Annotated in this window: 27 protein-coding genes; 9 read left to right on the top strand and 18 right to left on the bottom strand. The window is 36.4% G+C overall.

All coding sequences use genetic code 11. The features are described from left to right. Complete coding sequence (locus tag EO766_RS15255; protein ID WP_074417667.1) at positions 1-1017, top strand: glycosyltransferase family 9 protein; 1017 nt, start codon at positions 1-3, stop codon at positions 1015-1017. A gap of 3 nt (positions 1018-1020) precedes the next feature. Here EO766_RS15255 and EO766_RS15260 read toward each other — a convergent pair whose 3' ends face one another. Next, entirely contained in the window at positions 1021-1857 is an 837-nt protein-coding gene (locus EO766_RS15260; protein WP_074417666.1) for an FkbM family methyltransferase, read from the bottom strand. A gap of 55 nt (positions 1858-1912) precedes the next feature. Here EO766_RS15260 and EO766_RS15265 point away from each other — a divergent pair, with 55 nt between their 5' ends. After that, the gene (locus tag EO766_RS15265; RefSeq protein WP_074417665.1) at positions 1913-2995 is read left to right on the top strand and encodes a hypothetical protein; all 1083 of its coding nucleotides are present in this window, start codon (positions 1913-1915) and stop codon (positions 2993-2995) included. Between the two features lie 89 nt (positions 2996-3084). Further along, positions 3085-3339, top strand: coding sequence for a CDGSH iron-sulfur domain-containing protein (locus tag EO766_RS15270; protein WP_074417664.1), 255 nt, complete (start codon positions 3085-3087; stop codon positions 3337-3339). Between the two features lie 2 nt (positions 3340-3341). On the opposite strand, the gene EO766_RS15275 is transcribed toward EO766_RS15270, so the two are convergent. Continuing rightward, positions 3342-3602 (bottom strand): CAMCR motif-containing small membrane protein, encoded by a 261-nt coding sequence (locus EO766_RS15275; RefSeq protein WP_074420971.1) that lies wholly within the window; start codon positions 3600-3602, stop codon positions 3342-3344. A gap of 201 nt (positions 3603-3803) precedes the next feature. Here EO766_RS15275 and EO766_RS15280 point away from each other — a divergent pair, with 201 nt between their 5' ends. Together EO766_RS15280 and EO766_RS15285 are read left to right on the top strand one after the other, a co-directional pair. After that, the gene (locus EO766_RS15280) at positions 3804-4694 is read left to right on the top strand and encodes a UDP-2,3-diacylglucosamine diphosphatase (RefSeq protein WP_074420970.1); all 891 of its coding nucleotides are present in this window, start codon (positions 3804-3806) and stop codon (positions 4692-4694) included. 16 nt (positions 4695-4710) lie between these two features. Beyond that, positions 4711-5766: a glycosyltransferase family protein gene (locus EO766_RS15285; protein WP_074420969.1), complete on the top strand. Its 1056-nt coding sequence runs from the start codon at positions 4711-4713 to the stop codon at positions 5764-5766. Positions 5767-5781: 15 nt separating this feature from the next. Here the strand turns inward: EO766_RS15285 and EO766_RS15290 are convergent, their stop codons facing one another. The 4 genes from EO766_RS15290 to EO766_RS15305 are packed head-to-tail and all read right to left on the bottom strand — an operon-like array spanning position 5782 to position 8917. Further along, a complete protein-coding gene (locus EO766_RS15290) occupies positions 5782-6702 on the bottom strand; it encodes a flavin reductase family protein (protein ID WP_074420968.1) in 921 nt (306 codons plus the stop codon). Positions 6703-6738: 36 nt separating this feature from the next. Continuing rightward, a complete protein-coding gene (locus EO766_RS15295) occupies positions 6739-7761 on the bottom strand; it encodes a fumarylacetoacetate hydrolase family protein (RefSeq protein WP_074420967.1) in 1023 nt (340 codons plus the stop codon). 49 nt (positions 7762-7810) lie between these two features. After that, positions 7811-8128, bottom strand: coding sequence for a hypothetical protein (locus tag EO766_RS15300; protein ID WP_074417660.1), 318 nt, complete (start codon positions 8126-8128; stop codon positions 7811-7813). A gap of 18 nt (positions 8129-8146) precedes the next feature. Beyond that, on the bottom strand, positions 8147-8917 hold the full coding sequence (locus EO766_RS15305; RefSeq protein WP_074417659.1) for a TIGR02757 family protein: 771 nt from the start codon (positions 8915-8917) through the stop codon (positions 8147-8149). A gap of 225 nt (positions 8918-9142) precedes the next feature. On the opposite strand from EO766_RS15305, the gene bglX reads away from it, so the two are divergent. After that, the gene (bglX, locus tag EO766_RS15310; protein ID WP_074417658.1) at positions 9143-11386 is read left to right on the top strand and encodes a beta-glucosidase BglX; all 2244 of its coding nucleotides are present in this window, start codon (positions 9143-9145) and stop codon (positions 11384-11386) included. Between the two features lie 24 nt (positions 11387-11410). On the opposite strand, the gene EO766_RS15315 is transcribed toward bglX, so the two are convergent. The 6 genes from EO766_RS15315 to EO766_RS15340 all read right to left on the bottom strand — a co-directional run bounded on the left by EO766_RS15315 (position 11411) and on the right by EO766_RS15340 (position 14972). Then, complete coding sequence (locus tag EO766_RS15315; RefSeq protein WP_074417657.1) at positions 11411-11671, bottom strand: CBU_0592 family membrane protein; 261 nt, start codon at positions 11669-11671, stop codon at positions 11411-11413. Positions 11672-11699: 28 nt separating this feature from the next. Further along, positions 11700-12839 carry a cystathionine gamma-synthase gene (locus tag EO766_RS15320; RefSeq protein ID WP_287101473.1) on the bottom strand — a complete coding sequence of 380 codons (1140 nt, stop codon included), beginning with the start codon at positions 12837-12839 and terminating at the stop codon, positions 11700-11702. Between the two features lie 164 nt (positions 12840-13003). Then, positions 13004-13570 (bottom strand): DUF2911 domain-containing protein, encoded by a 567-nt coding sequence (locus tag EO766_RS15325; RefSeq protein WP_074417656.1) that lies wholly within the window; start codon positions 13568-13570, stop codon positions 13004-13006. Positions 13571-13695: 125 nt separating this feature from the next. Further along, a complete protein-coding gene (locus EO766_RS15330) occupies positions 13696-14295 on the bottom strand; it encodes an acyl carrier protein phosphodiesterase (protein WP_287101474.1) in 600 nt (199 codons plus the stop codon). 268 nt (positions 14296-14563) lie between these two features. Then, the gene (locus tag EO766_RS15335; protein WP_176712974.1) at positions 14564-14719 is read right to left on the bottom strand and encodes a hypothetical protein; all 156 of its coding nucleotides are present in this window, start codon (positions 14717-14719) and stop codon (positions 14564-14566) included. Next, the gene (locus EO766_RS15340) at positions 14700-14972 is read right to left on the bottom strand and encodes a hypothetical protein (RefSeq protein ID WP_074417653.1); all 273 of its coding nucleotides are present in this window, start codon (positions 14970-14972) and stop codon (positions 14700-14702) included. The genes EO766_RS15335 and EO766_RS15340 overlap by 20 nt, the downstream gene beginning before the upstream one ends. A 332-nt stretch (positions 14973-15304) precedes the next feature. Here EO766_RS15340 and EO766_RS15345 point away from each other — a divergent pair, with 332 nt between their 5' ends. Together EO766_RS15345 and EO766_RS15350 are read left to right on the top strand one after the other, a co-directional pair. Continuing rightward, positions 15305-16909, top strand: a complete 1605-nt coding sequence (locus EO766_RS15345) for an NAD(P)/FAD-dependent oxidoreductase (protein ID WP_287101477.1) — start codon at positions 15305-15307, stop codon at positions 16907-16909. A gap of 363 nt (positions 16910-17272) precedes the next feature. After that, on the top strand, positions 17273-17722 hold the full coding sequence (locus EO766_RS15350) for a hypothetical protein (RefSeq protein ID WP_074417651.1): 450 nt from the start codon (positions 17273-17275) through the stop codon (positions 17720-17722). A gap of 20 nt (positions 17723-17742) precedes the next feature. Here the strand turns inward: EO766_RS15350 and EO766_RS15355 are convergent, their stop codons facing one another. The 4 genes from EO766_RS15355 to EO766_RS15370 are packed head-to-tail and all read right to left on the bottom strand — an operon-like array spanning position 17743 to position 20692. Then, positions 17743-18531: a polysaccharide deacetylase family protein gene (locus tag EO766_RS15355; protein ID WP_074417650.1), complete on the bottom strand. Its 789-nt coding sequence runs from the start codon at positions 18529-18531 to the stop codon at positions 17743-17745. Next, positions 18528-19457 carry a glycosyltransferase 87 family protein gene (locus EO766_RS15360; RefSeq protein ID WP_081301426.1) on the bottom strand — a complete coding sequence of 310 codons (930 nt, stop codon included), beginning with the start codon at positions 19455-19457 and terminating at the stop codon, positions 18528-18530. Before EO766_RS15360 ends, EO766_RS15355 begins: the two co-directional genes overlap by 4 nt. Before the next feature lie 6 nt (positions 19458-19463). After that, positions 19464-19760 (bottom strand): hypothetical protein, encoded by a 297-nt coding sequence (locus tag EO766_RS15365; protein WP_081301427.1) that lies wholly within the window; start codon positions 19758-19760, stop codon positions 19464-19466. A gap of 2 nt (positions 19761-19762) precedes the next feature. Beyond that, entirely contained in the window at positions 19763-20692 is a 930-nt protein-coding gene (locus EO766_RS15370; RefSeq protein WP_074421178.1) for a glycosyltransferase family 2 protein, read from the bottom strand. Positions 20693-20806: 114 nt separating this feature from the next. On the opposite strand from EO766_RS15370, the gene EO766_RS15375 reads away from it, so the two are divergent. Beyond that, a complete protein-coding gene (locus tag EO766_RS15375) occupies positions 20807-21781 on the top strand; it encodes a deoxyhypusine synthase family protein (protein WP_074421179.1) in 975 nt (324 codons plus the stop codon). A gap of 206 nt (positions 21782-21987) precedes the next feature. Here EO766_RS15375 and EO766_RS15380 read toward each other — a convergent pair whose 3' ends face one another. Both EO766_RS15380 and EO766_RS15385 read right to left on the bottom strand, forming a co-directional pair. Beyond that, positions 21988-23220: a TlpA family protein disulfide reductase gene (locus EO766_RS15380; RefSeq protein WP_074417647.1), complete on the bottom strand. Its 1233-nt coding sequence runs from the start codon at positions 23218-23220 to the stop codon at positions 21988-21990. 214 nt (positions 23221-23434) lie between these two features. Next, a complete protein-coding gene (locus EO766_RS15385; protein WP_141676732.1) occupies positions 23435-23566 on the bottom strand; it encodes a bacteriocin in 132 nt (43 codons plus the stop codon). Between the last annotated feature and the right edge of the window lie 6 nt (positions 23567-23572).

Genomic DNA, 23572 nt, shown 5'->3' on the forward strand with positions numbered 1-23572 from the left:
TTGAAAATACCTAAAACTATTTTGATAAGCAGAACGGATAATATTGGAGACGTAGTTTTAACTCTTCCAATGGCCGGTATTATAAAAAAATACTTTCCTGATATACTTATTGGATTTTTAGGTAGGGCTTATACAAAAGATATTATTGAAAGTTGTGTGTTTGTAGACGAGTTTATCGATTTTAATGATTTTTTAAATAAAAGTGTAAGTATCTGTGGAAAACGAATTGAAGCAATCATTCATGTGTTACCCGATCCCGTAATAGCCAAAAGAGCATTCTTTCTTGCAATTCCACAGCGAATTGGGACTACGAATAGAATTTATCATTGGCTATATTGCAATAAATTAATCAGGTTAAGTAGGAAAAACTCTGATTTACATGAAGCGCAATTAAATCTCAAACTCTTAAGTTGTTTATCCATTCATCAACAATTTTCATTCCCGGAAATATATTCCTCTTATGGATTCTGTGCTTCACCAGCTTTGCCTGAAAGTTTACATGCGCAAATTAGTAAAGATAAGTTTAATGTAATTTTTCATCCAAAATCAAAGGGAAACGGAAAGGAATGGCCATTGGAGCATTATATAGCATTAGCAAAATTATTGGATAAAGACAAGTTTAATGTTTTTATTACAGGAACCAAACAGGAGGAACCAAAGCTTGAAATATTATTTAGCCAAATTGGTGATTTGGTCATCAATTTGTGTGGTAAATTAAGTTTGAAAGTGTTTGTATCGTTTATTGCCAACTGTGATGGATTAGTAGCAAGCGGAACCGGGCCTATACATGTAGCTGCTGCTCTGCGTATTCATGCTTTAGGAATTTTCCCTTCTATCAAACCCATACATCCCGGCAGATGGCAGCCTATTGGCCAGAATGCTTATACTTTTTGTAATCAAACTGAATGTAATTTATGTAAGAAACAAATTTCTTGCGAATGCATGCAGAACATTGAACCCAATGCTATTGCAAAAAAATTAGAAGAACTGTATTTGCTAAAATTTCCGGTTAAATAATGTTTATTCCATTATGGCCAATATGTTTTCTGAAACACCCTTTTGTGGCATATCTTTTTCAGATTGAATTGGAATTGGTTTTATTGTAAAGTCATTTTCAAAACTTTGTAAATTGTAAAGAACGTAATTAAATTGCTTTAAAAATTGAAATATGTTATTTCTAACTTCTGTTTCTAAATCATAAAATATTTCCATTATGATAGTTGGCCGATATTTTTCTATCAAATCAGAAATTGTTTGCAATACATAAAAGTCAAATCCTTCAATATCAATTTTTATGAATTTTAATTTCGAAACTTCTTGCGCATAGTTTGCTTCCAAAAATTGTTTCAGTTGAACCCCTTTGATTGGATGATTTAATTTGAATTTTCCGTGATGATTATCTGATAATTCTTTTATAAGCCCACCATTACTCATTGATGCTTCTGAAGAAGCATAATAAAAAAGTTCTTCGTTTTCAGTTATGGCCAGATTATATGGTATAATGTTTGAATTTTCTAAATTGATATTACTATTTTCTTTTAAAATTTTAAAAACTATTGGATTAGCTTCAAAAGCTAAAACTTTTCCTGATTTACCTGCAGCGATACCCATTGCAACAGTTAAATCTCCAATATTTGCACCAATATCTATTGCCAAACAGCTTTCTGGTATATAACGTTTAAAAAAATGGATTTCTTCATTAGTAACTACCTTTCTGCGCATTAATGGGTTTAGCCAATTTGCAAAAGCAATATCGCCAAAATCTTTGGTTTCAAAATGGTCTATTTTCGTACCATATTCCTGAAATACTCTTCTGGCTTTTTTTCTGGCAAACGACTGTTTAAGATATTGAAACATTTTTTTTGATTTTTAAATATAATTTTTAATTTTACTGAAAAAAATCCAAATTACTATGAAAAATTTATTTATTTTTCCATTTTTTGCAATTCTCTTTTTTTTAGGAAGTTGCAATAAAGATATGGGATTACAACAAGTTGCTAACAACTTTTCTACTAAAGATTCAATTCTGGCAATGAAAATAGGCACAATGTCATTTTTGCCTTATTCACCCACAAGGGTTCTTATTAGTTCAAATACAGTTAATTCTTCATCAGGTATTACCGATAATGGAGGAGTATTTTATCCTTCTGTTAAAATGGAGGTAAATATTTGGGGTGATTATGTTGATGGGCATATTAATAGTGCTACCACGAATGTAGATTCAGATTATATTCTAGTTGGTGGCGGTGCCAGAGTTTCAGATTTAAGTAATAATAGTTCAAATGTTAATGCATTATTGACAGCTGCATATCCGGTTAATGATAATTCTTTTTATTTTTATAATGCAGCATCAAAAGATCACATTCAATTTTATAATCATCGTTTGTGGGTGTATGCTATTGGCATTAAATTTTATCTTTATAGTTTGAAATCTCATGCATATTATCCTATCGATAGAAATGTATTATTACCCTATTTTTCAATTAATACTACATCCACTCCAGTAGCACAACATCCTCATGGTATAAGTTATGCGCCATCTGGTTATTCGGTTTTATCCGGTGGCGCATTATTGACCTGGCAAAATCCTTCCGGTGGTAATATGTTAGTAGAAAACGGTATTTCTGATGGTGGGGCACCCATTCATTTTACCGAGTCAACCGGAAAAGATCATATCACAGCTACTCCCGCTGTTTTACAAACTTTTACTTTGTCGGTTAATAATAATTTAATATATATTGGTCCATTAGATATTCAACAAAAAATAACTTCTACATTTAATGTACAACATTTGCAAACCTTAACTCAATCTACTGATCCAGGTTACTTATTAGCCGGAATTGGAGCTTATACTACCTATAGTGGTTCAGGTAGAATGCTTTATGCCATGTATCCATTGAATGGGCAAACCACTTTTATTGGAGGAAAAGATCATGTATGGTCAGATATTTCAGGTGGTCTAGTATCTGAGATATATGAAATAAAATTGCCTTAAAGTCAAAATTGTCATTTGTGTGAAATGCCAAACTTAGCATCTTGGAATATATCTTTGTATGAATATATTTTAAATTTTAAATTATTTTCATGCAAGAACCACATGTTTTTAAAGCAGAACCAACTGCAGTAATGGTTGAAAAAGGGAAAACCTATGCCTGGTGTACCTGCGGATTAAGTCAAAAAAATCCTTTTTGCGATGGGCACCATAAAACTATTGAGGGTATGCCCTTTAAACCGTTAAGATTTACGGCCGAAGAAGATGCGGAAGTATGGTTGTGCAATTGTAAGCATACAAAAAATCCGCCTTATTGCGATAGTACGCATCAGCAATTTCAAAAGTAACGTTATAGTTGGCTCTGCTCACTTTGTTGCGCATCCAACTTGTTTTTTTCTTTTTCAGATTGAAACCAGCGGTAACCAATATAGCCGATAATTAAAAATGGTGTTGCTGCTAAGTATAAAATTCCCGCATTCAAACCTTTAGCAGGTCCTTCTCCTAATTGTTCGGCAGTTTTGGTACAAATAGAACATTGCGCTACAGCTGTTGCTGTGCCCACTATGATAAATACAAGCCCTAAAAATATTTTGCTTCGCCACATTTTCATATTCATGCATTTTAGTGGCAAAGATATACCAAATCAATGCTTTACTTCATTTTGTAACAACAAAAGCGGCGTTAAAAAGCAAATTTTCCAACACCAAAAAAGCGGGTTAAGTAAACTTAAATTAAATTAAAGTAACAATAAATTCATATTCTATTCATATTCAGGTAATACTACTGTTTGAATTTTGGTAAACCAATTGATATGAACAGAAGACCTGTAGATGTTGTTGTGATGAGTGATTTGCACCTGGGTACTACCGGCTGTCATGCTCAGGAACTGGTTAATTACCTAAAAAGCATTTCACCCCAAATTCTAATTTTAAATGGCGATATTATTGACGTTTGGCAATTTCGGAAGCGTTTTTTCCCGCTTGCCCACATGCAGGTGATTAAAGAAATTCTAAGCTTAGCTACCAAAGGCACAAGGGTTATTTATATTACCGGCAATCATGATGAGGCTTTGCGCCGCTATACTCACTTTGATGTAGGCAATATTCAGTTGGTAGATAAAATGGTGATGGAAATTAATGGGCACCTTTGCTGGATTTTTCATGGCGATGTGTTTGATAATACCACCAAAGGCAGTGCCAAATTACTGGCAAAATGGGGTAGCCACGGCTATAACCTGCTGATTCGTTTTAATAGGTTGCTTAATCATTTTTTACAGATGATGGGCCGCGAAAAAATGAGCCTTTCTAAAACTGTAATGAACCGTGTAAATAAAGCAGTCATTAAAATCAACAATTTTGAACAAACAGCTGCCGAAATAGCTATTGAAAAAAAATATGAATATGTTATTTGCGGGCATATTCACGAACCACAAATGCGGGTGGTGGAAAATGAAAATGGAAAGGTTACCTATTTAAATAGCGGCGATTGGGTTGAACATTTAACGGCATTAGAATTTTATAACAATGCCTGGCACATGTATACCTACGATGATAAAGCATTTGAAACCGCTAAAGTGGTAGATATGAATAAAAAACTGGCAAGTCCGGATGTGGTTACCGATGAAATTGCCTTATTTGTTCATTCCGTATCGCAATCTTTTCACACTGTACCCGGACAAATAGCTTTATCAAAACCTTTTTAAACCTATTTCATTCATCATGAAAATATTTTACGCCATACAAGCTACCGGTAACGGCCATATCAGCAGGGCCGTAGAGTTGTTGCCCTATTTACAGCAATATGGGCAGGTAGATGTGTTTTTAAGTGGCAGTAATAGTCATTTAAACGCTAATCTTCCCGTAAAATTTACCAGTAAGGGCATGAGTTTGTTTTATGGGAATAAAGGTGGATTAGATTATGTAAAAATGTTGCAATATTGCTCGCCAATTCGTGCATACAAAGAAGCAAATGCACTACCGTTAGATGATTATGATGTGATACTGAACGATTTTGAAAGTATTACTGCATTGAGCTGCTATCTCAAGAATATTTCCAGTGTTAATTTTGGCCATCAGGCTGCGTTTAAGTCGCCCAATACCCCCCGGCCTTCTAAACGTAATGTTGCCGGTGAACTGGTTTTAAAAAAATATGCACCCACTACCGCTTATGTGGGTTTGCATTTTAAACGATACGATCATTTTATTTATCCGCCGGTTATTAAAAACGATATTTTAAATGGTATTTCGGAAGATAAAGGCCATGTTACGGTATACCTTTCTCATTATAGTGATGCAGTAGTAGCTAATGCTTTAAGTCAGCTACCCGATATACGGTTTGAAGTGTTTTCAAAATTGGTAAAACAAAGAGAACAGAAAGGGAATATTACTTTTATTCCGATTGATAATGCTTCATTTACCAAAAGCATGTTGCAATCACATGGTGTAATTACCGGTGCCGGTTTTGAAACACCTGCCGAAACTTTATACTTAGGTAAACGCCTGCTGTGTTTGCCCATTAGAGGGCAATATGAGCAGTTGTGTAATGCTGCAGCACTGCAACATTTTAATGTGCCTATTATTGAAAAAATAGATGAGCATTTTGCTGAAAATGTTCAGGCATGGCTGAATGGATTACCACAACAACAACTTACGCTTTCGCATGATACTTATGCCATTGTTCAGCAGGTAATGGAAACCGCCAAAGCAGCCAAACTGTTGAATCAAAACACTTTATCGAACATATTGAATGAAGAAGATGTTTGGGCTATTGGTTAAATTGTTGTAAAGTGTTTAAATAGTATTTTCGGTTTTATCTGAATATCGAACATCTGTTCCGGTTAGCAGAATTTGCCAGGCTTTTTCTATTTCGTTTTTTTGAATGTATTGAATGGCATAGCGGTGTAATTCTTCTTCCATTTCTGCAGGGCTGTTGGCGTAATATTGTATAATCTGTTTCAGTTGCATATCTTCAAAAGCCGCATCAATAGCCGGAATACTGCTTACATTGGCCAATTGTGCCAAATGGTTGCCCGTTAAAATACGGCTATTTTTTATTGCTAAAGGCAGGGCATCTATTCCAATTCCTAAATGTGCATTGGGTTTGGCAACCGTAAATAAATTTTGTTCATTGATAACGGCATACCAATCGCCACCCAATCTTGCAACGTGATGCACTTTGCGTTGGTCAATCATAGTCCCTGCATCATTCAAAACATTTTCAGAAACATGCATGCAAATTACTTCGGCTATTACCAATTGCCCGGCACCGGGCCCTTTGCCCAAACTTTTTATTTCCAATACTTTGCATTCCATTTGAATGGGCGATTCTTTTACCAATGGCGGTTGTATGTAAGTGGCTTTTTCTTTGTTGAAGCCGGCTTTCATAAATTCATCTACCCCTTTTGGATAATTGCAACTACTTAAACTAACCTGTTGTACCATGGCTTCAGTACAAATATTGATGCTTACTTCTGGTACTTCCTGCATGTTTAATAAGGTATGTTTTACTTTATTTTCCCGCACACTTCGGGTGGGAGAAAAAATAACAATGGCAGGATTCGTAGAAAATAAATTGAAAAAACTAAAGGGGCTAAGGTTTACATTGCCCGCAGTATCTATGGTACTGGCAAAAGCAATGGGCCGCGGCGCAATGGCATGCTGTAACCAACCCTGCCTTTCTAACCCTGATAATTCCTGAATGTTTATCAACATGTTTAGCTAATTGTGATAATGGCAGATGGTAAGTGATTAAATGGATGTATTCGAATTTTTCTTTTGCGCCAACAAACTAAAGCTACTGTCTTCTTTTACAATGGCATTGCTTATTTTTCCAATATGCTCAATTTCCATTTCAACCACATCGCCTTCTTTTAACCATTGTGGTTCATAATTGGGATTGTTCAGTTTGCCAGTTCCGTTTAATTCTAAAAAACAGCCGGTGCCTACAGTGCCGGAACCAATTACATCGCCGGCATACAGGTTGGCGCCATAGCTGGCACGTTCTATAATTTCTGCAAAGGTCCAGTACATATCACCCAAATTGCCATTGCTCACTTCAACCCCATTTACCCAGCATTTCATACCTAAATTCCAGCTTTTACCGGTATGGCCCGGCTTGGGTGGAATTTCAAAAGCGGTTAATTCATCTAAGGTTACCAAACAAGGGCCAATTACAGTAGAAAAATCTTTTCCTTTGGCAGGGCCCAGATTCAACAGCATTTCTTCCATTTGCAGTTTGCGGGCACTCATATCATTCATCACCATTAAACCGCCAATATATTCATCGGCCACTTCTGCTGCAATATTTCTTCCATTTCTGCAAATTACAACCGCTGCTTCTAATTCAAAATCCAATTGCTCAAAATGGTCGGGCATGCAATAAATGGTGCCGGGGCCTTGTATGCTGTGGTGATTGGTAAAATAAAAAATTGGATACTGATCAAACTCTGGTATCATGGGTACATTTCTATTGCGTCGTGCAGCTGCCACGTGCTGACGAAAAGCATACCCATCTCTGCAACTGGTGGGGAAGGGTATCGGTGCTAATAAATGAATGCCTTCTAACGGTACCCCATTGTTGGCACCCATGGTTCCCATGGTTAAAGCCTGATTTACTTTTTGAGCAATGGGGTACATATCATCCCAGTAATTCAGAAACATATTCATACTGCCCGGTAATTCCGGATGTACTGCATCGCAATCATATAAAAAATTATGCACTAAAAATGCCAATTGGTCCTGTCCATCCCGTAAGTACGATATTAATTTCATGTGTATTGTTTTTGTATAGCCACCGGTTTATTCAATGCATTGTTGCAAACTACCATTTCTCATCTTCACTAATATTTTTGTTTTGGTTCATTTTTTTTCTCCAGGCAATTTTTTGAGCCTGCCGTTCGATCAATAATTGGGTAATCAGTTCAGCAGCATCATTTTCCTGATGTTCATGCAGGGTTTGCCTTAATAATTTTTCATCTACATCTATTCTGTATAATAATTGCACTAAGGCATAAAAATCAGATTCAATTAAAAATTGAATGGCATCTCGCAGTTGCTGAAAGGCAGGGGTATGCTGCTCAACTGCAATGCTGTTATTTTGCAAAAATCGGGTAACAATATTTTGTGGACTTTCCTGCATAAGATGCTGCAATTTACATCAATATTTTTCAATGATACCCAGACCAAAGAGTGCAAAATCATATTTTACCGGATCGGTGGCATCTAAATTGCGTAAATAATCCGTTAGCTCAATCGCGGTTAACCAGTCGGTTTGTTTGCGGTGTATCATGTTCAGTCTTTTTGCAACCCTGGCTACATGCAAGTCTAATGGGCAAATGAGTTGTGCAGGCTGCAATTCTTTCCAAATGCCAAAATCAACGCCCATATTATCTTTCCTTACCATCCAGCGTAAATACATATTTAGCCGTTTACAGGCCGATTTGTTTTCGGGTGCTGCAATGTGTTTTCGGGTTCGGGTAGGAGCATCTTCCATCGAAAAAAAATAATGATGAAATCCATTCAACATGTCTGCAACAGTTGGTCCCCATTGGCTAAAAGCAGGTTCTAAACTTTGGTATTGTTGGTAATGCTGTTGTAAAAATGAAATAGTGTACAATAAATCGGTAGTATTAAATGTGCGGTATTGAAATTGCATTAATTTTTTTAAATCAGCGGGTTGATGGTTGAAGATAAAATCATAAGGGGCATCATCCATCAATTGCATCAATGTTATTGATTTTTGAATAATGGTGGTTCGGTTACCCCATGAAAATAATGCGGCAAACAAACCTGCAATTTCTATATCCTGCTTTTGGGTATATCTGTGTGGAATCGAAATGGGATCGCCTGGAATAAAATCGGGACGGTTGTATATCGCCACTTTGCTATCCAGAAAATCTTTCAAATAATATGTTGACTTTTTCGACATAATTCAGGTATTATTTTATCCAATTAACCCATTGCAGTTTGTAAACACAGAAAGCATTGTAACTTTAAGGCCACAAACCTAATTCAATCGGCATAGCTGCCAAAAGCTTTTTATAAAGTGTTGTAGAAAAATTTAAATCTATTTTTCATTTATTTAAAAAATGCTATTTGTACTGATGCGGCTGTTTGTATAAAAATGTATCTATCATTCCATAAATATACACATATGAAAAAAACAACCATACTAACGGTAGCGCTATTTGTGGCGTTAATAGTACAGGCACAACAGCCTTTATATAAAAATGCAAAAGCACCCATTGAAGACCGGATCAATGATTTGTTGAAACGGATGACACCCTTAGAGAAAGCCGGCCAGTTGAATCAGTTGAATGGCGGCATCTTTACCGGTCCGGCAGCCAACGATCCCGGCCAACAGGCTAAAATTGAAATGGCAAAGCAAGGTAAAGTAGGTTCGTTCTTAAATGTTACCGGCGCCAATGAAACCCGTGCTTTGCAAAAAATTGCGGTAGAACAAAGCAGACTGGGTATTCCATTGTTATTTGCTTTTGATGTTATACATGGTTATAAAACTATTTTCCCCATTCCTTTAGCAGAAGCTTGCAGTTGGGATGTGGCGCAAATTGAGAAAGATGCAGCTGTTGCTGCAAAAGAATCTGCCGCCGCCGGTTTGCATTGGACCTTTGCACCGATGTGTGATATTAGTAACGATCCCAGATGGGGGCGTGTGATGGAGGGAGCAGGCGAAGATCCTTATTATGGCAGTGTAGTAGCAGCAGCAAGGGTAAAAGGATTACAGGGCAATTTGAATGATGCAGAACATATTATGGCCTGTGTAAAACATTTTGCAGCTTATGGCGCAGTGCAGGGTGGAAGAGAATACAATACAGTTGATGTTTCAAGAGTGGCATTATGGAATAAATACCTGCCGCCTTACCATGCAGGTGTAAATGCCGGTGCTGCTACCCTAATGAATGCATTTAATATTTTTGATGGTGTACCTGCCAGCGGTAATCAATATTTAGTACACGATATTTTAGAAAAGAAATGGGGTTTTAAAGGAATTGTGGTGAGCGATTGGAACTCGTTTGATGAAATGATTACACATGGCTATGCGGCCAATAGAAAAGATGCTGCTTACAAAGCATTGAGCGCTGGTAGTATGATGGATATGGAATCGAAAGTGGTGGTAGATTATTTACCTGAATTATTAAAAGAAGGAAAAATCAGCATGCAACAAGTAGATGATGATGTGCGCAGAGTTTTATACTATAAGTTTAAATTGGGTTTATTTGATGACCCCTATAAATTTTCTGATGCAGCCCGTGAAAAGGCAACTGAATTTACAGAAGCCCATCGCAATGAAGCCAGAAAAGCCGCCGATGCCTCAATTGTATTGTTGAAAAATGAAAACAACGTATTACCCATTGACGCTACTGCTCATTCTTCCATTGCATTAATTGGCTACTATGCTAAAAGCAAAGCCGATTTGTTTGATTTTTGGATTGCCAATGGAAAAGCTGCTGATGCAGTAAATATTTATGAAGGCATTACTGAAAGGTATCAGCATAGCAATATAGCTTACAGCGATGGTTATTTGCCGGATGGCAGCAGCAATGAACAATTAATCAACGAAGCGGTTGCAACATCTAAAAATGCTGCCGTAATTATAGTAAATATAGGATTGTCAGGAAAATTAGCCGGTGAAGACCGCTCATTGGCTAACCCTGTTATTTCAGACGGGCAGGTAGCATTGTTAAAAGCTTTGCATGCAACAGGTAAGCCGGTTGTTGCCTTGGTATCAGCAGGCAGGCCATTGGTATTAACTGCCATTCAGCCTTATGTAAATGCCATTGTATATTGCTGGATTCTGGGAACAGAAACCGGACATGCCGTTGCCGATGTGTTGAGTGGCGATTATAATCCATCCGGTAAAACCGTGATGAGCTTTCCTTATGCCGTGGGGCAAATTCCGGTGTATTACGATCATTTTAATACCGGTAGGCCTTTACCCGATTCAGGTGATCAGAGTTGGAAGAGCCGTTACCGCGATATTCCCAATAAACCATTGTATCCTTTTGGCTTTGGTTTAAGCTATACTAATTTTGCTTACAGTAATTTGGAATTGAATAACAACACTATACAGAAGGATAGTCCGTTGCAGGTATCAGTGCAGGTAGCCAATACCGGCAACAAAGCCGGATATGAGGTTGCACAATTATACATTCGTGAAATGAGCGCTTCTATTGTACAGCCGGTTAAAGCATTAAAAGCTTTTCAACGGGCGTATTTACAACCCGGCGAAAAGAAATTGCTGCATTTTACCTTAACTGATAAAGATTTGGCTTTTTATGATGGTGAAGGAAATGTGCATATAGAAGCAGGCGCCTTTAAAGTATTTGTTGGCGGTAATTCCAGAGATGTGCTGGAAAAAGATTTTATGTTGAAATAATTTTTTTATTTGAAGAAGGGGGTATCATTTACCAACGGTGCCCCTTTTTTGTTGCTGTGCTTTAATAAGTGCCACAATGGCAATGCCAATCCAAATAATATTCACCATTACAGATGGAAAGGCATGGTGGTAAGATGAATTGATGATAAAACAAATGCCACCCACAATATTGCTCCAGATGTACAATGGAGATGCGGCAGCCAGTTTGCCATTCATATTCATATAATAAGAGCCCAATAACAGTAAAGCACCGAGCCATCCAATTACTTCTATAAGAATTTGCATATTGTATTTATTGTATGAACCAAAAAAATTAGCCAATAGCCTTATTTAAATCTTCTATTAAATCTTTTACATCTTCAATACCCACGCTTAAACGGATTAATGAATCGGTTAAACCGTTTTTTAAGCGCTCTTCACGTGGTATGGAAGCATGCGTCATAGAGGCGGGATGGTTGATTAAACTTTCTACTCCTCCTAAACTTTCGGCCAATGAAAATAGATGGGTAGAAGAAAGAACCCGTTTGGCATTTTCAATACGATCATCTTTTAAAGTAAAACTCATCATGCCTCCAAAGCCACGCATTTGTTTCGATGCAGTGGCATAACCCTGATGGTCTTCAAATCCACACCAATATACCTGTGCCACTTTTGGATGATTGCGTAAAAAATGTGCAATAGCTTGTCCGTTTTCACAATGCCTTTGCATACGTACATGTAAAGTCTTTATACCGCGTAATACCAAAAAACAATCCATGGGTCCGGGAACGGCACCGCATGATTTTTGGATGAAATAAAGCTGTTCCCTCAGGGTTTCATCATTCATGACCAAACAACCCTGAATAACATCGCTATGGCCGCTTAAATATTTGGTGGCTGAGTGCATTACAATATCAGCCCCTAAAGTAAGCGGGTTTTGTAAATAAGGTGATGCAAACGTATTGTCAACACACAATAAAATATTTGCTTTTTTGGCAATAGAAGCAATGGCAGCAATATCGGTAATGTTCATTAATGGATTAGTGGGTGTTTCTATCCATATTAATTTAGTTTTATCGGTAATGGCTTGCTGTACGTTTTCAGGAACAGTAGTATCGGTAAACAAAAAACGAATGCCGAATTTCTGGTATATTTTAGTGAATAACCGGTAAGTACCTCCATACATATCATTGGCTGCAATTACTTCGTCGCCGGGTTGTAATAATTTTAAAACAGCATCGGTTGCAGCAACACCACTACCAAAGGCAAGACCATATTTGCCCTGCTCAATGGCAGCAAATGCACTTTCTAAAGCAAAGCGAGTGGGGTTTTGGCTTCGGGCATATTCAAAACCTTTGTGTACACCGGGTGCTTCCTGCACAAAGGTAGAGGTTTGGTAAATAGGTGTCATAATAGCGCCGGTAGAAGGATCGGGTTCTGCCCCGGCATGAATAAAAGTGGTAGCTAATTCCATACAATATGCATTTTTGAATAATAAAATACAGGCTTCATGCCTTTTATTAGGCCGCCATTTAACAAAGATGCAAAATGTTGGCGAATGCGTATTTAAAATCGGGATAATAAAAAAATACCCCAACCTGTTTGGGTTGAGGTAAGTGTTCAATAAACAAATTTTTTTTATGGAGCTAAGGTAATGGGCAATGCTGCTTTTACATCATCCCATTCCATAATTAAATTGGCACCATTCTTTGCATCTTCAAAGTAAATGGTAAAATTTTCAATAGGGCTGCTTAATTTTTCTACTGGAATGGTGGTACGAACTACGTCTTTCTTGATATCGTAAGTATAGTTGCCCCAACTGTAATTGTCTTTATTTACAATTAATGTCCATTTATCGGCTTCTGGTATGCAGTATAAAGTGTAACGACCTTTGGACACTACTTTTCCGCCAATTTTTACATTCTTAAAAAATTCAATTTCAGTGGCTTCATTAGCGCCTAAACGCCACATTTCACCATATTTTACGATGCCGTTAAAAATGGTACGGTTGTTTTTTTGTGGGCGACTGAAAATAATTCTTGCAACGGGCAGGTCTTTTACTTTGCCATTCATTTTTAATAAAGGATAACTATCCGGCCAATAGCTCATGTCCATAGGGCTTTTGTCTAAATCTGTGGGCTTTTGTTGTGCCCAAATTGGTAACGATAATAGCATGCAGGCAAAAAAAACAATGAACCGATTCATACTGTTTTGTTTTTATGTGTGGATGAATAATTTTTTATAGCACGAAGATGCAGGGTTTTGTTGAATGAACAAAGATTATGCCGTAAGGTAAATTGAATGATGGAGGGCAATAATACAGTATTACTTTATAACTCATTTAAAAGTATGGCCAATTGTTTAGATGCGAATTGAATTACATCGGGAAAAAACTGTTGATAGGCTTCCTGGAAAAATGCCTTATTGTTTTCCAATACAGGTAATAAAGCAATGGGTGGTTGTAAATATTGTGCCCGATGCACCAATCCTTCAAAGGTTCTTTCAATACCCTGTTTATTTCTGTAATGCAATAGCCAGTTATGCGTTCGCATGTGTTGAAAGGCCGGTGTAAATTTTTCAGGAAACACCGATTCATACTGTTGCAAGACGGTATAAACAGTTTCACTAAAATGCGCTAATTGCTGTTCTGCTGCAAATACCTGTTCATCATTGGCCAAAAAATAATCATACACCACATCCATAAATGAGCCGGCATACAAGCCTACCTGCGGTTTAAACAATTGTTTGGCAGCCAGCGTAGCGGGGTGTTCATCCGTATACTGATCAATTAAACGATGTAACCTAATACCCTGTTGTATCAGTATAGGGAAATTATTTTTTTTATTTCCTTTAATAAAATCACTCATCATATTGCCCGCCAATATATCCGGATGGCCAAATGATAAATATGCATGTGCCAGATAATTCATTTGGCTAAAGTTACAGTAATATTGTATTGTGCAATGAACGATCAACCGGGCTCAATCGTTTAAAACCTCGCTGTTTTGCATTTTTTGTACAACAGCTTCAAATTGTTTGGCAGAAATATTTCTTTTACGTGCCTCAGTAATAGCAGTATTTTCCCAGGTAATAGCTTTTTAGTTTTGCCTAATTTGTATAAAATATGAGCATGGGTATCTGCATTTTCAGGCGATAATGCTGCGGCAATGGATTGCTGACTCCACTTCAGCGCTTTTTTCAAAAAAAATAAGGATCGTTGCTAAACCGGTAAACCTGCCACGCTCCATTGTTTAATTCGTTGGCAATACGCTGGCCACCCGGTGCTGTTTGAATGGTTTGTTTTACAAAGAAAGCTCCATTCTTTTTCGCTTCATCACTTAAAATTTTTGCCATTGTTCAGTGTGTTGTTTAAAACTTTATAAGCGAGTAAAGTATAATAACCATCGGTATTGCGGGTGCCATGATTTACGGTTATGATGTTGCCGGCATTATTTAAAATAATCATTCCAAAAAATGATTTAGGAAAATAAAACACATTGGTATCGGGTTGAATGTAGGATGGAATGGAAGTAGTAGGATAAAAAACACATTTTTCTTCTAATATATTTTTTATTTCATTATTTTTTATTAAGCCAGCTATTCCCACTTCATTGCAAATGCCGCAATCTTTCGATTGTACAAAAATCCGAATCGGTTTTTTTGTAGCTTTGGCTTGTAATGGTATTTTTCAAAGTCAGATGATCTTTGTGCTACCAGAATATGGCTAACAAACAATAATAGCGCACATAGTTTTATTGACATCTTTTTCATATCAGCAGGTATTTATATGGTAAAATAATATATTTTTAATAACAGAAAAATTAATTTTTCTATCTGTTAAGTAATATTTTTTTATTAAGAATGAAGTGCTTTGTACTGTGATGACATTTTATACGCAATTTTGAATTTCGGGAAAATTGTAATCATATTAATGAATTTATTGTAACCTATATGCCTAAAATAGCAATCATTATCGGAGCAGGTCCGGCAGGCTTAACAGCCGCTTATGAACTGGTTACCAAAACAGATATTCAACCCATCATTTTAGAAAAGTCGACCGATATGGGTGGTATTTCTAAAACTGTTGTGTACAAAGGAAACAGAATGGATATTGGCGGGCATCGGTTCTTTTCAAAATCAGATGTAGTGATGCAATGGTGGCAAAATATTTTACCCATTCAGGGGGCTGCGGCAAAAGATGATATACAAAAAGATATTTTTTATCAGCGTAAAAAAACTACGGTTATGCTTTCGCCCAATGGGCCCGATCCGGAACAAACAGATCGAGTAATGCTGATTAGAAAACGCTTATCCCGCATTTTTTTTCTGCGTAAGTTTTTCGATTATCCTATTACGCTCAGTGCAAAAACGCTCTCTAATTTAGGTATTATCCGCATCATTAAAATTGGTTTTAGTTATGTAAAAATTCGCTTGTTTCCACTGAAAGAGGTACATACACTGGAAGATTTTTTTATCAGCAGGTTTGGCACGGAGTTGTATCAAACATTTTTTAAAGATTATACAGAAAAAGTTTGGGGTGTGCCTTGCAGTGCAATTGCAGCCGATTGGGGTGCACAACGCATCAAAGAATTATCTGTTTCACAAGCCATATTGCATGCCATAAAATCGATATTTCAAAAACAGCAATCTATTGAACAAAAAAATGTTTCTACCAGTTTAATCGAACAATTCATGTATCCCAAACTCGGGCCCGGACAAATGTGGGAAATCGTTGCTGCTTTAGTGCAGGAAAAAGGCGGTATTATTATGAAGAACACCAATGTTGTTGCTATACATACCGAAAATAGTTTAGTAAAATCTGTTGCTTATACTGATGCAGTAAGCGGCGAAACAAAAACAATTACCGGTGATTATTTTTTCTCTACCATGCCGGTGAAAGAACTGATTACCGGTATTGGTAACGTAGTACCCGCTGACGTTAAAAAGATTAGTGATGGATTACAGTACCGTGATTTTATTACCGTTGGCTTATTATTGAACCGGTTAAAAATTAAAAACGAAACAGGCATTCTTACCATTAACAATGTAGTGCCTGATAATTGGATTTATATTCAGGAAAGAGATGTAAAAATTGGCCGTCTGCAAATTTTTAATAACTGGTCGCCTTACATGGTCGCCGATGAAACTAAAGTATGGATAGGCTTAGAATATTTTTGTAATGAAGGCGATAAACTTTGGCAAATGGATGATGCCAGCTTTATTCAATTTGCTATTGAAGAGTTACATAAAATTGATATTATTGATCGGAATGATGTAATTGACAGTACCATTATTCGTATGCCGAAAACTTATCCTGCTTATTTTGGTACCTATCATCAATTCAATACTATTCGGCAGTTTACCGATACTTTTTCTAACTTATTTTTAATTGGGCGGAATGGAATGCACAAATACAATAATCAGGATCACTCTATGCTAACGGCCATTACTGCTGTAGAAAATATTAGAAATGGTATTACTACGAAAGACAATATTTGGGCCATTAATACCGAAGGCGATTATCATGAAAGCAATGAAAAATAAGCATTTCTTTTTATATATATACAAGTTTTTTAATGTTTTCTGAATTGTATACTTCTTTAGTATGATAGCTGTTGCATGTGCATTTTTTTCATTTCATTCATCCATCTCCTTATCATTTCTTTTACACTTTCATCACAGTAAAATAATGCTTTTCAAAAAAAATTATGTTGGCTGAAACATTTATGAATACAGTGTTTTGTGTAATTAAAGTATTTCATTTAAAAATAGCGGCATTACCGTTCATACAAAACAGCAGGTGTTTACTGTAACCAATCACAAACTATTTCGTTTCATTTTCGGGGCAGCGTAGGTTTGCCCTATCAAACAAAAATATTTTTTTAGAAACCTTAAAATTGTATTACAATGAAAAAAATAATTTCTCTGGCACTGATAACTGTATCCATCGCAGCTACAGCCGCCACCGATCCTGCCTCTAAAGTAAGCTTTACTGTGCTGAACCATTTTACGGATAAATTTTTAAAAGCTGAAAATGTTGATTGGAAAGTGACTGATCAGTTTGTAAAAGCCAGCTTTATTTTAAATGGCAAAGAAATGAATGCTTTTTACGATAACTACGGCGAATTAACCGCTGTAACTGCAAAATTGCAGTTCGACAAATTACCGCAACGTGCCATTATGGCTATTGGGTTAAAATACCCTTTCCCACTTTACAAATTAACCGATTGTATTGAGATGCAAACACCCAATGGGAAAACAAATTACTATGTTTCTTTATTAACTGATAGAGAAAATATTGTTTTAGAAATTTCTCCTAACGGAAATGTAAGTGAGTTTAAAAGGTTATCTTTATAGTGTTTATGAAAGCAGGCTGATTATAGTTTTGGCCTGCATTTTTTATCCATAAATTGTTGCATTGTTATAAACTGACCTTCCTGTTTCATTGTTTCTATGAACTGATGTAATCTGTCTTCGAGCCTTTTGCCTGAATATCTTTTGGTGTAGTTCGGAATTTGATAGTTGGATAGTTCTGTAAATTCCCAGGGATGCAGGTATAAAGAAACGTACCCGTCTTGCCGCAAGGTTTGTAAGGTAAATTTTACAAACAATGATAGCGGCATGTTTTTAAATGCCAACCAAAATAAAGGAATTCGTAAGTTGGGTGTAACTGATGCAGGAATACGCACTATGTGTTGTTCTGTATACCATGTTCTCGGTAAATGGCGGTTGTTGTATCTTCCCGGAATCCAGGTGGGGTTTACAGAAGCATCGTACAGGTAACCTGCAGCTTTTAACGCAGCTATATTTACCTGCTGCATTCTAGGCATTCTTAATCCGGCAATGGTTTGCCCGGAAATGACTGCTAATCTTTGTTTCGATAATAATAAATCTGCCTCTTCAAAACGACTATGGTAAAAAGTATGCGAAGCAATTTCTTGTGTACCGGCTAATTGTTGTATTTGTTTCGGAAAATGGATGGCATAATTTGCAGTGGTAAATAATGTACAGGAAATATTGTGTTGCTGCAATATGGTTTCGAGCACATCGGTCCCTTTTTTACCAACATTCATTTGTTCTTCCGGTGATATAGGCTGTCCGTATTCCAGGGGCATATCAAACTCTTCCACATCAAAACTTAATAAAATAAATTTTTCATCCCTCATACTGCAAAGTTATTAGGTTGCCACAATTTGGAAGTAGATACTTTTAAAAATTGTCGGGTCAATATTTGTGCTACAATCACACACCAAATGATAACGTTGGGCAATGCCTTAATGGCATAAGGTCTTGCAATATGATCACGAAACCATGGTGTTAGTATATCAGAATAGGAGAAACTGGTAATTAGGAATGCGGTAATGAATAATACATGAATGAAAATATTTTTGGGTTGTAACCAATACCAAAGGCAAACTGCCGGAAATGCAATGATGTAAGTTGGCGATTCAGAGCCGGTACTAAAAATAACCGGAAACAACAATACCGAACACAATAAGTACAAACCAAATCGTGCATCTTTAAAATAACGGTATGGCAGGTATTGCGATACAAACAATAGGGCCGCCGGTACCAATACCCATATATCTTTCAAATATTTCAATCCAAATAAGCGGCGTAAAATACCCATTGCAGAAATGTCCTGATAATCATTATGAATATCTAACCGAATATTTTTAGCCGATTTTTTCTGCAAACCATGATACCAGTCGGCATAACTTTTTATAATAAAATGTGGTGGTGCAATCAACATGGGTGCTATAAAAAATATTACTGACCAAATTACACTCCAAAGTATAAACCGCATTTTATTTTTACTGAAAAAGAAGAAAGCAAAACCAACAATGCCATAAATTTTGATAAATACGGCAATTAAAATAAAAAATAATCCCCATTTGTCTTTCCCTTCCCAAATAAAAGAAAAACCAAAAATAATGCAGGCAGCTATCAAAGCATTACTTTGTACCCATGATGATGCATTCAACATTTCAACGGAAGAAAAAATTAGTATTAAATTCTGACCCGTTTTTTGAATGGGCAATTTTCTAATGGCAACATATAAAATTCCTGTATTAAATAATACCCATGTAATAGCACCCTAGATTTTGGGTAATACTGCAAAAGGCGCAATTACAATGCTGAAAAAAGGGCCATATAAATTAACATCGGCATAGGTTTGTGGATATTCAAGGTATAAATTAGTTTGTTGCAGGGTATGAAAAAATACATAACGAAAAATAACAAAGTTATTAAATCGGTCATGGCCTATGGCCTGAATAATAACGGAGGTGAGCGATAATCCAAACCAAAGCACTATGGATACCTTTGTATCAGTTAGCCATTGATAGGGTTTCCCAAAATATGGATGTTTATTTTTTTGTATTTCTGCCTGCATATTTATCGAATATTCGTTTCATCTACAATATATTTAGGCCTTTGTTTACTTTGTATAAACAGTTTACCCAAATAAATTCCCATAATTCCTAAAATCATTAATTGTAAGCCGCCAAAAAAAACAATGGTTACAATAGTAGAAGCCCAGCCCGATATGGCTTTGCCGTACCATAAACTATATACTACATAGGGTACATAACAAATAGACAAAGCAGAAAAACTAAAACCCAAATAAATGGCAATGTTTAAGGGTTTTACACTAAACGAGGTTAAGCCTTGTAAGGCCAAACGTACCAATGCTTTATGGTTGTATTTGGTGGTGCCTGCTGCTCTGGCATGCGGGGTATAGGGTATTCCGGTTTGTTGAAAGCCCACCCATTTTATCAACCCCCTGAAAAAAGGCCTGTCTTCGTGCAGGTTATTTAAAATGGCTACTACTTTTTTATCGAGCAAACGATAATCTGCTATGCCATCTTCTAATTCCACATCCGATAAATGATTGATTAACCGGTAAAACAGGGTTGAAGAGAGCTGATTCATTTTTTGGGCATGTTCATTTTTTTCTTCCCGGTAAGTGTATACAACGGCATTGCCTTGCTGCCAAAGTTCAATTAATTTCGGAATCAATTCAGGCGGGTGCTGCATATCGGCATCCATTGTAATAACCGCATCTCCTTTGGCATAATCAAAACCGGCCAATAAGGCATTATCTTTCCCGAAGTTTCTGGAAAACGAAATATAGAAAATATTTTTGTTTGTTTTTTCTGCCTCCTTCAGTGCTTGTAAACTATTATCCGCACTGCCATCATTTACAAAAATAATCTCATATTCAAAAGGGAGCTGTTCAAAAATAGCAGCAATGCTGTTGCTGATAATGGGAATATTCAATTCCTCATTAAACACCGGGATAATAACACTAATCAACATATTCATGTAGGGTAAGGGTTACCAAAAGTATATGATTTTATTACACACTGCAACACCGGGTAAATTATCGCAGTTAAAACCACCCAAAAAATTTATTTTTGCCGCTCAAAATAACAAATCATGCAAAAAGGACCCGTTTCTCAGTTTATAGAACACCATTACCGGCATTTTAATGCTGCCGCTTTAATGGATGCAGCCAAAGCATACGAAGCGCACATGTTAGAAGGCGGTAAAATGATGATTACTTTAGCCGGCGCCATGAGTACTGCCGAATTGGGCATTTCATTGGCCGAAATGATTCGGCAGGATAAAGTGCAGATAATTAGTTGCACCGGCGCTAATTTAGAGGAAGATATTATGAACTTGGTGGCACACAGCCATTACAAACGGGTACCCAACTACCGCGATTTAAGTCCGCAGGAAGAATGGGATTTACTTGAAAACCATTACAACCGCGTTACCGATACCTGCATACCGGAAGAAGAAGCCTTCCGCCGTTTACAACAACATATTTTTAAACTATGGAAAGATGCCGATGCAAAAGGCGAACGTTATTTTCCGCACGAATACATGTATCAAATGCTGCTCAGTGGCGTATTAGAGCAGTATTATGAAATTGATCCGAAAGACAGTTGGATGCTGGCAGCCGCACAAAAAAATATTCCCATTGTTGTGCCCGGTTGGGAAGATAGTACCATGGGCAATATTTTTGCCAGTTATGTAATAAAAGGCGAACTAAAGGCAGCTACTATGAAAACCGGTATTGAGTACATGGTAACATTAAGCCAATGGTATCGCGTAAACAGTAGCGGCAAAGGGGTAGGGTTCTTTCAAATTGGCGGGGGTATTGCAGGCGATTTCCCTATTTGTGTGGTACCCATGATGTACCAGGATTTAGCATGGCACGATGTGCCCTTCTGGAGCTATTTCTGCCAAATCAGCGATTCTACTACCTCTTACGGTTCTTATTCCGGTGCCGTTCCCAACGAAAAAATTACATGGGGTAAATTAGATATACATACGCCTAAGTTTATTGTAGAAAGTGATGCCACTATCGTAGCCCCATTGATGTTTGCCTGGATATTGGGCTGGTAATGTTTTTGTACCCGGCTGCATTACTACTATATAGCTTCCGTTGCGTCGCACACTTGTACGGCAACCATTCTATTCAACAAGGGCGAAGTGCCGAAATGGTGCTTTGCCCTTATTTATTGTTATTGCATTTGTAGGGATGGCTTTTTTTGATATTACTCCATTTATATACGCTGAAAAATATTTAGCAATGAAATACTGCAATAGCATTATTCATTTTTTGTTTCAATACTATCGGTTTCAGCGGCTTTTAAAAGCAAGGGTAAAATTGTTCCCATCATATTTTTCTCTGCATAAATTGGCATGGTTGAACCTCCACGCTTTAAATAAATTTCTTCACCTTTTTTATTGTAAATAATATTGGTTGGATAAACGGGCATACCTTTTAATAAAATATCCGTTTGAGTACTATCAATAGCATACACAGGAAATTGTATGTGGTATCTTTTAATAAATGCTTTTATGGTATCTACTGATTCGCTGGCAAATGAAAAAAACTGAATGTTTTTATTGCCCTGTAGGGTAGCATATAATTTGTTCAATGCCGGAAATTCTGCAATACAAGGGGGACAATTAGCAAACCAATAATTGGCAAAAATAACTTTGTCTTTGGTATCTTTTGCGGAAACCTGCTGCATGGTGTGAAAAATGGAGCCATCTGCTATTTTGTTTTGAGGTACACTATCTTGTTGTATCTCAGTGTTATTATTGACTTTACCTCGTAATAGTTTTAATTTTATTTCGGGTTTATTGTCATTAAATGATTTCACTAAAAAATGCCTATGGCCAAGTAATAGCGTATCGCCAATAAAATGGTTGGTAAAAGATTTTTTATTGTTGATATAGATGGTAGTATAACCTGTATTTAAAAAGCTGTCAGTGCAACAACCTCTCACAAATAATAAATTCAAATTTTCTTTTTTATATTTAAATATGCCACTATAGCCCATTCCGAAGCCCAATGAAATAATGGTATGTAGCAAATTCCGATCATACATTTTTATATTAACAGCACCATAAATTGGATGAAGGTTGGGGATGTTTGTTGTTTGCGTTATTATTTTTTGTATGGTAAAATAATTTACATTGTTATTGAGTGGGCTTGTATAGTTTTCTGATAAGTCAATTATTCTGTCATCTGTAAATTGCTGGTTGTTGTTGGCGTCAATTACTAAAATATAATTTCCATTTATTTTTTTCCCTAATAAGATATGTAACTTTTCAAAAGTGGTTGAGTCATTTTTTTCTATTTCATATTTAATCTGCTTTTGTAAATGCTGATTCCAATTTTTATTAATAGTTAATTTAGGAAAAAAATTATATACTTCTGTAAAAATAATGGCAGAGTCAATACCTAATTCATTTAATAAAAGTTTATCCTTGCATGGGTTGCCTCTATGATAAATTGTTTGAATGTTATACTGATTAAAGGGTATTTGCACTTGTTTTAGTGCGACAGCGTAGTTGACCTTCCACAAACTGCAACTATAAATTAAAAAGCAATTTATGCATAACATTATCCATTTTTGATGATACAAGTTCATGTTCTTAAAATTTAAATGTAAATAGGTTATTTAATGTTGACTTAAATCACCTATTTAAAATAGTACTACTTGATACCTGGACAAGGAATTAAATTGCCATTACAAGTTAATCCTACGTTGTTTTCTGCGGTGCAGTTTTTGCTCGATCCGCAAATACTCGGATTAGTTGGTCCGGTACATACGGGCAAACAGTTTCATAACCACCCACAATTTGTTTCATTTCATCTTTAGTTAATGGTTTCATTTGTTT

The organism is Hydrotalea sp. AMD, from assembly GCF_004100315.1.
In the GTDB taxonomy this organism is placed as follows: domain Bacteria; phylum Bacteroidota; class Bacteroidia; order Chitinophagales; family Chitinophagaceae; genus Hydrotalea; species Hydrotalea flava.